General features: G+C 68.4%; 9 protein-coding genes and 1 riboswitch. Of the genes, 5 read left to right on the forward strand and 4 right to left on the reverse strand.

Features of this window, described 5'->3' with window-relative positions:
- Positions 1 to 501 precede the first annotated feature (501 nt).
- Entirely contained in the window at positions 502 to 2520 is a 2019-nt protein-coding gene (thiC, locus tag GGQ93_RS13510) for a phosphomethylpyrimidine synthase ThiC (protein WP_224764453.1), read from the reverse strand.
- 58 nt (positions 2521 to 2578) lie between these two features.
- Positions 2579 to 2688, reverse strand: a riboswitch (TPP riboswitch).
- Positions 2689 to 2814: 126 nt separating this feature from the next.
- Between thiC and GGQ93_RS13515 the strand changes: the two genes are divergently transcribed.
- From GGQ93_RS13515 to GGQ93_RS13525, 3 genes are all read left to right on the forward strand, one after another.
- Positions 2815 to 3780 (forward strand): nucleoside hydrolase, encoded by a 966-nt coding sequence (locus tag GGQ93_RS13515; RefSeq protein WP_183217730.1) that lies wholly within the window; start codon positions 2815 to 2817, stop codon positions 3778 to 3780.
- Positions 3777 to 4622 (forward strand): ribokinase, encoded by an 846-nt coding sequence (locus GGQ93_RS13520; protein ID WP_183217732.1) that lies wholly within the window; start codon positions 3777 to 3779, stop codon positions 4620 to 4622. Before GGQ93_RS13515 ends, GGQ93_RS13520 begins: the two co-directional genes overlap by 4 nt.
- 127 nt (positions 4623 to 4749) lie before the next feature.
- Positions 4750 to 7212 (forward strand): S9 family peptidase, encoded by a 2463-nt coding sequence (locus GGQ93_RS13525; protein WP_183217734.1) that lies wholly within the window; start codon positions 4750 to 4752, stop codon positions 7210 to 7212.
- Between the two features lie 4 nt (positions 7213 to 7216).
- Here the strand turns inward: GGQ93_RS13525 and GGQ93_RS13530 are convergent, their stop codons facing one another.
- Together GGQ93_RS13530 and GGQ93_RS13535 are read right to left on the reverse strand one after the other, a co-directional pair.
- A complete protein-coding gene (locus GGQ93_RS13530) occupies positions 7217 to 7837 on the reverse strand; it encodes a DUF6624 domain-containing protein (RefSeq protein WP_183217736.1) in 621 nt (206 codons plus the stop codon).
- Between the two features lie 78 nt (positions 7838 to 7915).
- Positions 7916 to 9046, reverse strand: coding sequence for a zinc-dependent alcohol dehydrogenase family protein (locus GGQ93_RS13535; RefSeq protein WP_183217738.1), 1131 nt, complete (start codon positions 9044 to 9046; stop codon positions 7916 to 7918).
- 157 nt (positions 9047 to 9203) lie between these two features.
- Between GGQ93_RS13535 and GGQ93_RS13540 the strand changes: the two genes are divergently transcribed.
- On the forward strand, positions 9204 to 9638 hold the full coding sequence (locus GGQ93_RS13540) for an acyl-CoA thioesterase (protein WP_183217740.1): 435 nt from the start codon (positions 9204 to 9206) through the stop codon (positions 9636 to 9638).
- 563 nt (positions 9639 to 10201) lie between these two features.
- Here the strand turns inward: GGQ93_RS13540 and GGQ93_RS13545 are convergent.
- Entirely contained in the window at positions 10202 to 11062 is an 861-nt protein-coding gene (locus GGQ93_RS13545; protein ID WP_183217742.1) for a DMT family transporter, read from the reverse strand.
- Positions 11063 to 11186: 124 nt separating this feature from the next.
- Here GGQ93_RS13545 and GGQ93_RS13550 point away from each other — a divergent pair, with 124 nt between their 5' ends.
- The gene (locus GGQ93_RS13550) at positions 11187 to 12563 is read left to right on the forward strand and encodes an aminotransferase-like domain-containing protein (protein WP_224764452.1); all 1377 of its coding nucleotides are present in this window, start codon (positions 11187 to 11189) and stop codon (positions 12561 to 12563) included.
- Positions 12564 to 12600: the final 37 nt, after the last annotated feature.

Genomic DNA, 12600 nt, shown 5'->3' on the forward strand with positions numbered 1-12600 from the left:
CTACGCTGAACGGCCTCTTGCCAACCCCACCAACCCCAGTTCAGATCACCAAAGGACTCTCGTTATGGCTGGATGAGAAACGGGGGTCACGTCAGTCGAGATGACTGGGTCGAAGTGCGGGTAGCCCTTAAGGTCTGATTCCTTGATTTTCCAGTCGGTCATAGCCTGACCGGCGAGAGGGGGCGGCGGTACATCGCCGTGCATGCGAACCTGCCGCCCCACACTGTTGTCACCGAAGTACTGTGTCTTCTAACTGCACGATCTTCGACGTTGTCGTCTATACTGTCGTCATGGTGCGGTGCACCTGGGCGGCGGGAGTTCGACGCGATTACACGGAGACCCTTATGGACCTGACCATGTTCCTCGCGGCCAACTTTGGCCTTGACAGTTTCAACGATCACTCCGGCCCCCCAGACAAGTCCTCGTGGCAGGATTAGCGCAAGCGCCACAGAGGACAATGGGAAGCGGTCTAGCTTCCCGCAAGGGTGGTTACCAAGAAAATCACACCTTCACCTCCACCACCCCGCCCCCGGCGCGGAACTTCGCGCTCATCTCCGCCATCCCGGCCTCGGCCTCCGCCAGGCTCGCCCCCGCGTCGTTCTGCGCCGCCGCCGCGTCGCGGATGTCCTGGCTGATCTTCATGCTGCAGAATTTCGGGCCGCACATGGAGCAGAAGTGGGCGGTCTTGTGGGCCTCCTTGGGCAGGGTGGCGTCGTGGTATTTGCGGGCGGTTTCGGGGTCCAGGCCGAGGTTGAACTGGTCCTCCCAGCGGAACTCGAACCGGGCGCGTGACAGGGCGTCGTCGTGCAGCCGGGCGGCGGGGTGGCCCTTGGCCAGGTCGGCGGCGTGGGCGGCGATCTTATAGGTGATGACGCCGTCCTTGACGTCCTGACGATCCGGCAGGCCCAGATGCTCCTTGGGCGTGACGTAGCAGAGCATGGCCGTGCCGAACCAGCCGATCATGGCCGCGCCGATGGCGCTGGTGATGTGGTCATAGCCCGGCGCGATGTCGGTGGTCAGCGGCCCCAGCGTATAGAAGGGCGCCTCGTGGCAGTGTTTCAGCTGCTCGTCCATATTCTGTTTGATCTTGTGCATCGGCACATGGCCGGGGCCCTCGATCATCACCTGGCAGCCCTTGGACCAGGCGATCTTCGTCAGTTCGCCCAGCGTCCGCAGCTCGGCGAACTGGGCCTCGTCATTGGCGTCGGCGATGGAGCCGGGGCGCAGACCGTCGCCCAGGCTGAAGGAGACGTCATAGGCCCGCATGATGTCGCAGATGTCTTCGAAATGCTCATACAGGAAGCTCTCCCTGTGGTGGGCCAGGCACCATTTGGCCATGATGGAGCCGCCGCGCGAGACGATGCCGGTGACGCGTTTCGCCGTCATCGGCACGAAGGGCAGGCGCACCCCGGCGTGGATGGTGAAATAGTCGACGCCCTGTTCCGCCTGTTCGATCAATGTGTCGCGGAACACCTCCCAGGTCAGGTCCTCGGCTATGCCGCCCACCTTCTCCAGCGCCTGATAGATGGGGACGGTGCCGATGGGGACGGACGAGTTGCGGATGATCCAGTCGCGGATGTTGTGGATGTTGCGGCCGGTCGACAGGTCCATGACATTGTCCGCGCCCCAGCGGGTGGCCCAGACCAGCTTGTCGACCTCGTCGTCCACCGACGACAGGACGGCGGAGTTGCCGATGTTGGCGTTGATCTTCACCAGGAAGTTGCGGCCGATGATCATCGGCTCGACCTCGGGGTGGTTGATGTTGTGCGGGATGATGGCGCGGCCGCGGGCGATCTCGGAGCGCACGAACTCGGGCGTCACGAAGTCGGGGATCGAGGCGCCGAAGGATTCGCCGTCGCGCTCCAGTGGCGAGTGGCGAGTGGCGAGTGGCGAGGAGGAAGAGGGGACAGGGACCGTCGTGCCATCGGCTAGGGTGATGGTGGAGGCGACGTCACTCGCCACTCGCCACTCGCCACTCGCCACTGCCTCCCGCCGCAGGTTCTCCCGGATCGCCACATATTCCATCTCGGGCGTGATGATCCCGGCCTTGGCGTATTCGTACTGCGTCACCGGGCGGCCCTCCACGCCCTTGAAGACGCGGTGGTTGGAGGTGTCGAAGCGGGGGGCCAGGTGGCGGCCCGAGGCATGGCCGTTGTCCTCGGGCTTGACCTCGCGCGGGTTCAGGACGGGGGCGATGTCGCCGCGGTCCAGCTGCCAGCTGGATTTGACGTGCGGCAGGCCCTTCTTGATGTCGATCGTGACGTTCGGGTCGGTATAGGGGCCCGAGCTGTCATAGACCGTCACCGGCGGCTCGTTCGCCGAGGGGTGCAGGGCGATCTCGCGGAAGGGGACGCGGATATCCGGATAGAGGACGCCCTGGACATAGACCTTGCGCGACCCGGCACGTTCGCCGGTCGGGATACGGCCGGTCTCAGCCTCGACCGCCTTGCGCGCCTCGGCCAGGGCCAGATCCACATTGGGCTCTTCGGGCAGGGCGGGCGGGGTGACTTGGATGTTCATGGCGGCCTCAAACGGTTTGAGGTCCGCCGACGTCGGGCGCGAGGGTCCTGTGGCGCATGGACCTAAAGCGTACTCATCCCTTCGCCGGCATGACCCGGATCAGGTTCGACGGGTCAGAGGAGGAACCTCTATCTCAGCCGCTCGATTGCGACACCCCGGAGAACGGCCTCAGGGTGACGCCGGGGGAGGCGGACGTCAAGCCGGGCGGGCGGCGCCGGAAAAAGACGCCCCTTCCCACAGGCTTAGCCATGAAACGGACTTGCCCCCCGGCGTCGGGACGGCCAAACCACGGGGGTGACTGTCCAATCCCTGATCATCGACTGCGACCCCGGCGTGGATGACGCCGCAGCGCTCTTCCTGGCCTTCGCCGCCCCCGAGCTGGAGCTGCTGGCCGTCACCACCGTCGGCGGCAACGTCCCCGCCCATCTGACCCAGCGCAATGCGCGCATGCTGCGCCAGATCGCCGGCCGCGAGGACGTGCCCGTCTATGGCGGGGCCGAACGGCCGCTGAAACGCCCGCCCGCCGGCGCCGGCGACTTCCACGGGGCGGAGGGGCTGGGCGACCTGGAGCCGTTCGAGCCCCAGGGCATCATCGGCGACGGACCGGCGGCCAACGCCATCGTCGACCTGGTGATGAAGCGCCCCGCCGGATCGGTGGCGATCGCCGTCCTGGGGCCGATGACCAATCTGGCCCTGGCGATGAAGCGCGAACGGCGGCTGGCCGAACACCTGGGCCCGGTCGTGGTCATGGGCGGGGCGCGGTCGGAGGGCGGCAACATCACGGCTTCCGCCGAGTTCAACATCTGGGCCGACCCGGATGCGGCGGCCGTGGTGTTCGGCTCGGGCTGTCAGGTGACCGCCTTCGGTCTGGATGCGACGCATCAGGTGCGGGCGACCGAGGCCCGCATCCGCGCCATAGAGACGATCCGCACCGAACCGGCCCGCACCACCGCCGCCCTGCTGCGCTTTTCCCAGAGGACCGAACGGACCCTGGTCGGCTGGCCCAGCCCGGACTGGGGCGCCCCCCTGCACGACCCCTGTCCGATCGCCTGGCTGATGAAGCCCGACCTGTTCAGCCTGAAGCCCTGCCGGATCGAGGTCGAGACCGGATCGGACCTGACGCGCGGCCATACGGCGGTGGAGTTCCGGGTGGATCCGGCGACGGCCCGGCATCGCTGGGCGGTCGCGGCGGACGCTCAAGGGGTGTTCGACCTGATCGCCGAAACCCTGAAGGGCGCTGAAAGGGCGCGCGGGGGATGAGGATCACCGTCGTCGGCTCGATCAACCTGGACCTGGTGGCGTCGGCGCCCCGCCTGCCGGGCCCGGGCGAGACGGTGACGGGGGCGACCCTGGCCCGCTATCCCGGCGGCAAGGGCGCCAACCAGGCCTATGCCGCCGAGAAACTGGGCGCCGAGGTCAGCCTGATCGGGCGGGTCGGGAACGACTCCCTGGCCGGCGAGGCCCTGGCTCTGATGTCGGACCTGGGCGTCGATCTGGCGGGGGTGGAGGTCGATGTGGCGGCGCCCACGGGCGTCGCCCTGATCGCCGTCGATCCCACGGGCGAGAACCAGATCGTGGTGGCGGCCGGGGCCAATCATCTGGTCACGCCCGAACAGCTGCCCCAGCGGATCGAGGGCGCCCTGATCGTGCAGCTGGAGCTGCCGATCGAGACGGTGGAGGCGGCGGTCGGCCGGGCCACGGGCTTCGTCTGCGCCAATCTGGCGCCCGCCCAGCCGGTGTCGGAGGCCCTGCTGCGCCGCGCCGACCTGATCGTGGTCAATGAGACCGAGGCCGCCTTCTATGGCGAGGCCCTGCACCGGGGCGGCGGCCGGGTGGTGGTGACCCAGGGCGCTCGCGGGGCGGTGATGTATCAGCGCGGCGTTCAGACGGCCTGGGCCGAGCCGCCCGCCGTCCAGGCGGTGGATGCGACGGGCGCGGGCGACGCCTTCGTCGCCGCCATCACCGTGGCCCTGCTGGAGGGGATGGAGCCCGCGCAGGCGCTGCGCTTCGCCTGCGCGGCCGGGGCCTTTGCGGCGACGCGGCCGGGGGCCCAGCCGTCGGCGCCGGAACGGGATCAGGTCGAGGCGCTGCTGGGAGGGTGAGGGGGGCGGGCCCCCTCCGTCTCTTCGCTGCGCTCAGAGCCACCTCCCCCAAGGGGGGAGGATTGGGGTTGCCGCCGTGTTGCGGCTGTCGTTAGTCTGACACTTAAATCAGTGGGGACTTCAGACGATGATGATGCGTGTTCGCGGTTCCGGCCTTGCGCTGGCGGCGGTGTTGCTGGCCACGACGGCGAGCGGGGCCCTGGCCCAGTCCGCGGCGCCCGGCCAGACGACCTATCAGCAGCCGCCGTCCCCCATCGCCGACATTCTGGACGCCAAGCCGACGCCGTCGTCGATGCTGAGCCCGGACCGCAAGACCCTGGTACTGATGGACCGGTCGAACCTGCCCAGCATCCAGGCCCTGGCCGAGCCGATGCTGCGGCTGGCGGGGTCGCGGATCAATCCCCGCAACAACGGGCCGGCCGAGAGCCGGGTCTCGTGGCTGACGGGGCTGACGCTTCAGGCCGTGGACGGGGGCCAGCCCCGGGTCGTGGCCCTGCCGGCGGGGGCGCGGTTCACGGAGGCGCGCTTCTCGCCCGATGCGAAACACCTGGCCTTCGTCATGGACCGGCCGACGGGGCTGGAGCTGTGGGTCGTGGACGTGGCGAGCGCGCGGGCGCGCAAGCTGACCGAGCCGGTGGTCAATATGACGGGCGGGGCCGGCTATGACTGGCTGCCGGACAGTTCGGGCCTGCTGGTCGAGGCGGTCCCGGCCGGGCGGGGGGCTGCGCCGGACGTGACGGCGGCGCCGACCGGGCCGAACATCGAGGAGACGGCCGGGCGCGCGGCGCCGGTCCGGACCTATCAGGACCTCTTGTCCAATCCGGGCGACGAGGCCCTGTTCGACCACTATTTCACCAGCCAGCTGACCCTGGTTCCGCTGAACGGCCGTGCACGGACGATCGGCGCCCCGGCCGTCTATCTGGACGCCTCGCTGTCGCCCGACGGGAAATACATTCTGCACGAGATCGCCAAACGGCCCTATTCCTACGCCGTGCCGGCGGGCCTGTTCCCGACCGAGATCGTGGTGACGGACATGGCCGGTCGGGTGGTGCGGACCGTCGCCGACCTGCCGCTGAGGGACGATGTGCCGACCGCCTTCGACGCCGTGGCGCCGGGGCCGCGTTCCGTGGGCTGGCGGGCCGATGCGCCGGCGACCCTGACCTGGGTCGAGGCCCTGGACGGCGGGGACATCCGCCGCGAGGCCGAGTTCCGCGACCGGGTCTTCATGCAGGCCGCCCCCTTCACGGCCGAGCCGGTCAAGCTGATCGACCTGAAGGAGCGGTACGCCGGGATCGTCTGGGGCAAGGATGACTTGGCCGTGGTCAACAGCCGCTGGTTCAACACCCGGCATGAGAGCCGCTTCGTGGTCGATCCGTCCAAGCCCGGCGAGGGCCGGCTGCTGCTGGAGCGGAACTATCAGGCCCGCTACGACAATCCGGGCCAGCCGGTGACCCAGCCGAATGCGGCGGGCCGGTCGGTGATCCGCTTCACCCCCGACGGCAAGATCCTGATGCAGGGGGCGGGCGCCACGCCCCAGGGCGAATTCCCCTTCCTGGCCGCGATGGACTCGGCAACGGGGCGCAGCGAGCGGCTGTGGACCTCGGCCCAGACCGACTATGAATATGTGGTCGGTTTCCTGGACGCGGACGGCAAGCGGGTGGTGACCCAGCGCGAGACGCGGCTGGACCCGCCGAACCTGCAGATCCGCGACCTGACGACGGGCCAGACCACGGCCCTGACCAACTTCCCCGATCCGGCGCCGCAGCTGGCCGGAGCGACGCGCCAGCTGGTGACCTATGAGCGGGCCGACGGGGTCAAGCTGTCGGGGACCCTGTATCTGCCGGCCGGCTATGACAAGGACCGCGACGGGCCCCTGCCGATGCTGATGTGGGCCTATCCGGCCGAGTTCACCGATGCGGCGGTGGCGGGCCAGACGGTGGACGTTCAGAACCGGTTCGTGCGACCGGGCGGGTCCAGCCATCTGTTCCTGCTGACCCAGGGCTATGCGATCTTCGACAACCCCTCCATGCCCATTATCGGCAAGGATGGGGCAGAGCCGAACGACACCTATGTCGAACAACTGGTCGCCGACGCGAAGGCTGCGGTCGATGCGGTGGTCGGCATGGGGGTGGCGGATCGCGACCGGATCGCCGTCGGCGGCCACAGTTACGGCGCCTTCATGACGGCGAACCTCTTGGTCCATTCGGACCTGTTCCGGACCGGGATCGCGCGGTCGGGCGCCTATAACCGCACCCTGACCCCGTTCGGCTTCCAGTCGGAACAGCGCAACTATTGGGAGGCGACCGAGGTCTATACGGAGATGTCGCCCTTCACCTACGCCGACCGGATGAATGAGCCGATCCTGCTGATCCACGGCGAGGCGGACGACAACTCCGGCACCTTCCCGGTCCAGTCCGAGCGTTTCTATGCGGCGCTGAAGGGGCTGGGGGCGACGGCGCGTTACGTCACCCTGCCGCTGGAGGCGCACGGATACCGGGCGCGGGAATCGGTGGGCCATACGCTGTGGGAGATGACCCGCTGGCTGGACCAGTATGTGAAGAACGCGCCGCCGAAACCGGCGGCGAACTGAGCGATCAGGGCTTTGGCGTCGCGGCTTCGGTCGCGGCGTTGACGGCGGCGAGCCGGGCGTCCTGTTCCGCCTGGGGCGGGACGCCGAAGACCGCGCGTAGGCTGTCGGGGACAAGGGCGCGGTCGTAGGGTTCGAGGGTGGCCGGGGCGTCGCGGGTCTTGCGGGTCTGGGTGCCGTAGATCTGGGGCTTGTCCGTCATCTGCAGATAGCGGTCCAGGGTGGCGGCGGCGATCCAGGCGGCGTCCGCATCGCCCTTGGCCACCGCTGCGACGGCCAGGCTGTGGGCCAGCAGATAGTCCTCGGGCGTCGAGCCGTGCTGGAAGACGAAGGCGGCGGCGCGATAGTCGGCGCCGGTCTTCAGCGCCCCGGCGTCCAGCAGGGCGCGGGTCTGAACGCGCCGGGCGGCGTCGGCGGCGTGTATCTGCTCGACGAAGGCGCGGTCGCGAAACTTCTGGGGGTCGATGTTCTGGCGGACGGCCTGGTCGGCGGCGAAGATGGCCGCCATTTCGGCATTGTCCTGCCCCCGGGCGTTGTCGGATGGGGCGTCCTGGGCGAAGGCCGGGGCGGCGAAGGCGAGGACGACGGCCGACATGGCGGCGGCCAAGGACGGGCGGGACAGGCGCATGGTAATCTCCGCTGAAGCTTGGGCCGGGATTGGCGCTCGGCTTTGCGGCGGAAAACGGGCGCCGGAATTACCGTCTCTTCACGGGCGAACGATCAGCCGCACCACCTCCCCGGCGTGAAGCCGGTCGAAGCCGGCGTTGATCTCGTCCAGCGGGATGACGCCGCTCATCAGCCGGTCCACCGGCAGGCGGCCCTGGCGGTAGAGGGCGACATAGCGGGGGATGTCGCGGCTGGGGACGCAGGTTCCGATGTAGGAGCCCTTCAGGGTGCGTTCCTCCCCGACCAGGGAGACGATGTTGACGGCGAGCGCCGCCTCGGGCGGGGGCAGGCCGGCGGTGACGGTGGTTCCGCCGCGCCGGGTCATCTTCCAGGCGTTCTCCAGGGCGCGGGCCGAGCCGGCCATTTCGAAGGCGAAGTCGGCGCCGCCGAGGGTCAGGGCGCGGACCTGATCCACCGCATCGGGATCGGCGGCGTTGACGGTCTGGACCGGACCCAGGCTGCGCGCCAGGGCCAGCTTGTCCTCGGACAGATCGACGGCGATCACGGGCGAGGCGCCGCAGGCCAGGGCGCCCAGGACGCTGGCCAGGCCCACGCCGCCCAGGCCGATGACCACGACGCTCTGGCCCGCCTTGACCCCGGCGGTGTTCACCACGGCCCCGACGCCGGTCAGGACGGCGCAGCCGAACAGGGCCGCCTCCTCGAACGATAGGTCGGGGTCGATCTTGACCAGGGACCGGCGCGAGACCACGGCCCGTTCGGCGAAGGCGGAGCAGCCCAGGTGGTGGTTGACCGGCTCGCCCTCGCGAAAGAGGCGCCGGCCGCCGGACAGAAGCTCGCCCCGGCCGTTGGCGGCGGCGCCCGGCTCGCACAGGGCGGGACGGCCGCCGGCGCAGGGGTCGCAATGGCCGCAGGAGGGCATGAAGACCATGACGACGTGATCGCCGACAGCCAGGTCCGTGACGCCGTCGCCCAGGGCCTCGACCACGCCCGCGGCCTCATGCCCCAGGGCCATGGGCAGGGGGCGGGGACGGTCGCCGTTGATGACGCTGAGGTCCGAGTGGCACAGGCCGGCGGCCTTGACGGCGACCCGCACCTCGCCGGGGCCGGGCGGGTCGAGCGTCACCGTCTCGAGCGACAGGGGGCGGCTGTCGGCGTAGGGAAGGGCGGCGTCGCTCCTCGACAAAACGGCCGCGCGGGTCGTGATGCTCATAGTCAAGCTTCTCCTTGCGCTATCGCCGAGGACGCGGTCGTCAGCCGCTTGAGCGCTTGTGATCGTCCGCCTACCGATAGGCGCTTGACGCAACGTCGTCCAAGCTAGAGCGTCGCCATTAGAGCGACATGAACGTTCGCCGCGGAGGAAGACGACGATGCCCAAGCCGGATCTGGGGCCCCTGGCCGAACGCGCGACCTATCGCGCCTTTCACATGGTCTCGACCCGCTGGGCCGACAACGACCAGTACGGCCATATCAACAACGCCAAATTCTATGAGTTCGTGGACTCGGCGGTGAACGCCCATCTGCTGATCGCCGACGCCCTGAACGAGTCCATCGGCCTGGTGGTGGACAGCGGCTGCCGATACACCTCGGCCCTGAAGTTTCCCGATGTGATCGAGGTCGGGATCAAGGTCGACCGGATCGGCACCTCCAGCGTCACCTACGGCTTTGCGGTGTTCAAGCGCAGCGTCGACATCCCCGCCGCCGTCGGCCATTTCGTCCACGTCTATGTCGACGCCGAAACCCGCCGGCCCAAGCCCCTGCCCGCCAAGCTGAGGGCGGTGGTGGAGAATCTGAAGGCGGGGTGAGGGGGCGCCGGCCGGCGATTGACGGCTGTTCGATTGGCGTTGCGGTCTGGAAGGGGACTGTGAGATGAGTCCAGAAGTCGCATTTTTCCTTATACTTGCAGTAGCTTTTGTCGCTGCCGGGGTGCTTCAATCAAAGGCGTCGTCTGCTTTCATTGGACGCTTTCTGGGTGACGGTTCCAATCGGGCGCGAAAAACGCCGAGTCGATTTGAATATATCATCGCTATTGCTGCTCCATTTTTATTGGCAGCTTCGTTTCTTGCTATGGTCGCCTTTAATCGGGGAAAATTTGCATTTGAAGTAAATGTATCTTGCTTGGCGCTAGTGTCGTTGTGCGTATCGTACATGCTTTGGTACGGGCTAACTCGGTCGAGTAGATAGGAAACCCTTCCCGCTTGCGGGGTAGGCCGTCCCCGCCGCCGTCGGCCATTTCGTCCACGTCTATGTCGACGCCGAAACCCGCCGGCCCAAGCCCCTGCCCGCCAAGCTGAGGGCGGTGGTGGAGAATCTGAAAGCGGGGTGAGGGGCAGAGGCTGAGGGCCTTTCCCGGGCGGATTTGGTCGGTTCAGCCGAATCTCTTCGACCCGGCGACGCAAAGCACGACGATCAGCGCGGCTGCAATCATGGTCCAGCGGATCGGTTCGTGCAGCAGGGCGCCGGCCAGCAACAGGCCGAAAAAGGGCTGGAGCAGCTGCAACTGTCCGACCTTGGCGATGCCGCCGAGGGCGAGGCCGCGATACCAGAAGACGAACCCCACCAACATGCTGAAGATGGAGACATAGGCCAGGCCGATCCAGGCCGAGACGTGGATGTCGCTCCAGACGGACGGGCGGGTGAAGACCGCCAGGACCGTCATCGGCGCAAGCGACAGCACCAGCGCCCAGGATATGACCTGCCAGCCGCCCAGCTGACGCGACAGGGTCGCCCCTTCGGCATAGCCCATGCCGCAGACGGCGACGGCGGCGACCATCAGAAGATCGCCCGCCAGGGATCCGGCCTCGCTCTGAAACAGGGCGAAGGCGGCGACGGTCGCGGCGCCCAGGACGGCGAACAGCCAGAAGACGACCTTCGGGCGTTCGCCCCCGCGCAAGACGCCGAACAGGGCGGTCGCGAGCGGCAGCAGTCCGATGAAGACGATCGAACGCGCCGCCGTCATATGTTGCAGCGCAAGCGCGGTCAGAAGTGGAAAACCGACGACCACGCCCAGGGCGACGGCGCCGAGGCGAGGCATGTCGCAAAGGCCCGGGCGTCTTTGACGCCAGCCGGCCAGAAGGGCCAGGGCGAGCAGCGCAGCCAGGACGGCGCGGGCCGAGGTCAGAAAGAGCGGGGAAAAGTCCGCGACGGCCACGCGCGTGGCCGGCAGGGAGCCGCTGAAGATGATCACCCCCAGGAGGCCGGAGCCCCAGCCCGCTGATTTCTGTTCCATGACGTTCCGCCTCCGTATCGCCTCCTGACTAGGGCGGCGCGGCGGTCGCGCCCATATACAGTCCAGTACAATTCGACCAAACTGTATGGGGCTGTGTGGCCAGACAGTTGCGGGGTGCAAAGCAATGACGCGCACGGAGTCGGTGATGGGGGCGATCCGCGCCAAGATCGCCAGCGGGGCTTTAGGGGTCGGGGACCGGGCGCCTTCGATCCGAGGCTGCGCGCGGTCCCTGGGCGTGTCCCCCTCCACCGTGGTCGAAGCCTATGACCGGCTGGAGGCCGAGGGCGTCATCCAGGGGCGCCGGGGGTCCGGCTTCTATGTCGCGCGAGCGGACGCCCAACCCCTGAGCATCGCGCCCATAGAGGAGACGCGCGAGCACGACCTCGATCCGTTCTGGATTTCGAAACAGTCGCTCGACGCCGATCCGTCGCTGGCTGCGCCGGGTTGCGGATGGCTTCCGTCCGACTGGATGCCGCATTCGGCGCTGAGGCGGGGGTTGAGGGGACTGAGCCGGGCCCCTGAACGGGTCCTGACCCAGTATGGGTCCACGCGCGGGGCCGTGGCCCTGCGGCGGCTGCTGCAGGCCCGGCTGGCCGACGAGGGGGTGGCCGCCGGCCTCGACCAGTTTCTGCTCACCGGTTCGGGCACCCAGGCCATCGACATGATCTGTCGCCTGCTGGTGCGGCCCGGCGCGGTCGTCCTGGTCGACGACCCCTGCTACTTCAACTTTCGCGCGCTGCTGCAGGCTCACGACGTTCAGGTCGTCGGCGTTCCCTATACGGCCGCGGGCCCCGACCTCGCCGTGTTCGAGCAGAGGATGGTCGAGCACAGGCCCCAGCTCTACATCACCAATTCCGCCCTGCATAATCCGACGGGAGCCAGCCTGTCCCCCCAGGTCGCGCATCAGGTGCTGCGCGCCGCCTCAGCCCACGGGCTGACGATCGTCGAGGATGACATCTTCGCCGATTTCGAGCCCACGCCGTCGCCGCGCCTGGCCGTTCTGGACGGGCTGGACCGCGTGATCAGGATCGGCAGCTTCTCCAAGACATTGTCGGCCTCGGTGCGCTGCGGCTATGTGGCCGCCAGGCCGGATTTGATCGAGCGACTTGTCGATCTGCAGATCGCGACGAACTTCGGCGGTCCGAGCCCGCTCGCTGCGGAACTGGTCGCGGCCGTCCTGGGCGGCGGCGGTTATCGCAAACATATGGACGAGGTGCGCCGCCGTCTGGTGCGCGCCCGGACAGAGGCGATCGCGCGGCTGACGCCGCTGGGCCTTCAGCCCTGGGTAAGGCCGCGGGGCGGCTTTTACCTATGGTGCCGCCTGCCCGAGGGGCAGGACTCGGGCCTCATCGCGCGCCGGTGCCTGGCCGAAGGCGTCATGCTGGCGCCGGGCGACACCTTCAGCGTGTCCCAGTCGGCGGCCGGCTTTCTCCGCTTCAATGTGGCGCATATGGGCGACGCGCGGATCTTCGACACGCTCCGTCGCGCCATGGCCGGGTGAGGGCCGAGCCTGTCGACCAGCCCTCCGTGCGGCGCGC

This window comes from Brevundimonas aurantiaca (genome assembly GCF_014199955.1).
Taxonomy (GTDB): domain Bacteria; phylum Pseudomonadota; class Alphaproteobacteria; order Caulobacterales; family Caulobacteraceae; genus Brevundimonas; species Brevundimonas aurantiaca.

Excerpts from the sequence above, each read along its gene's own strand:
- thiC (WP_224764453.1), bottom strand. The coding sequence starts at position 2,520 with ATGAACATCCAAGTCACCCCGCCCGCCCTGCCCGAAGAGCCCAATGTG.
- GGQ93_RS13520 (WP_183217732.1), top strand. The coding sequence starts at position 3,777 with ATGAGGATCACCGTCGTCGGCTCGATCAACCTGGACCTGGTGGCGTCG.
- GGQ93_RS13525 (WP_183217734.1), top strand. The coding sequence starts at position 4,750 with ATGATGATGCGTGTTCGCGGTTCCGGCCTTGCGCTGGCGGCGGTGTTG.
- GGQ93_RS13530 (WP_183217736.1), bottom strand. The coding sequence starts at position 7,837 with ATGCGCCTGTCCCGCCCGTCCTTGGCCGCCGCCATGTCGGCCGTCGTC.
- GGQ93_RS13535 (WP_183217738.1), bottom strand. The coding sequence starts at position 9,046 with ATGAGCATCACGACCCGCGCGGCCGTTTTGTCGAGGAGCGACGCCGCC.
- GGQ93_RS13540 (WP_183217740.1), top strand. The coding sequence starts at position 9,204 with ATGCCCAAGCCGGATCTGGGGCCCCTGGCCGAACGCGCGACCTATCGC.
- GGQ93_RS13545 (WP_183217742.1), bottom strand. The coding sequence starts at position 11,062 with ATGGAACAGAAATCAGCGGGCTGGGGCTCCGGCCTCCTGGGGGTGATC.
- GGQ93_RS13550 (WP_224764452.1), top strand. The coding sequence starts at position 11,187 with ATGACGCGCACGGAGTCGGTGATGGGGGCGATCCGCGCCAAGATCGCC.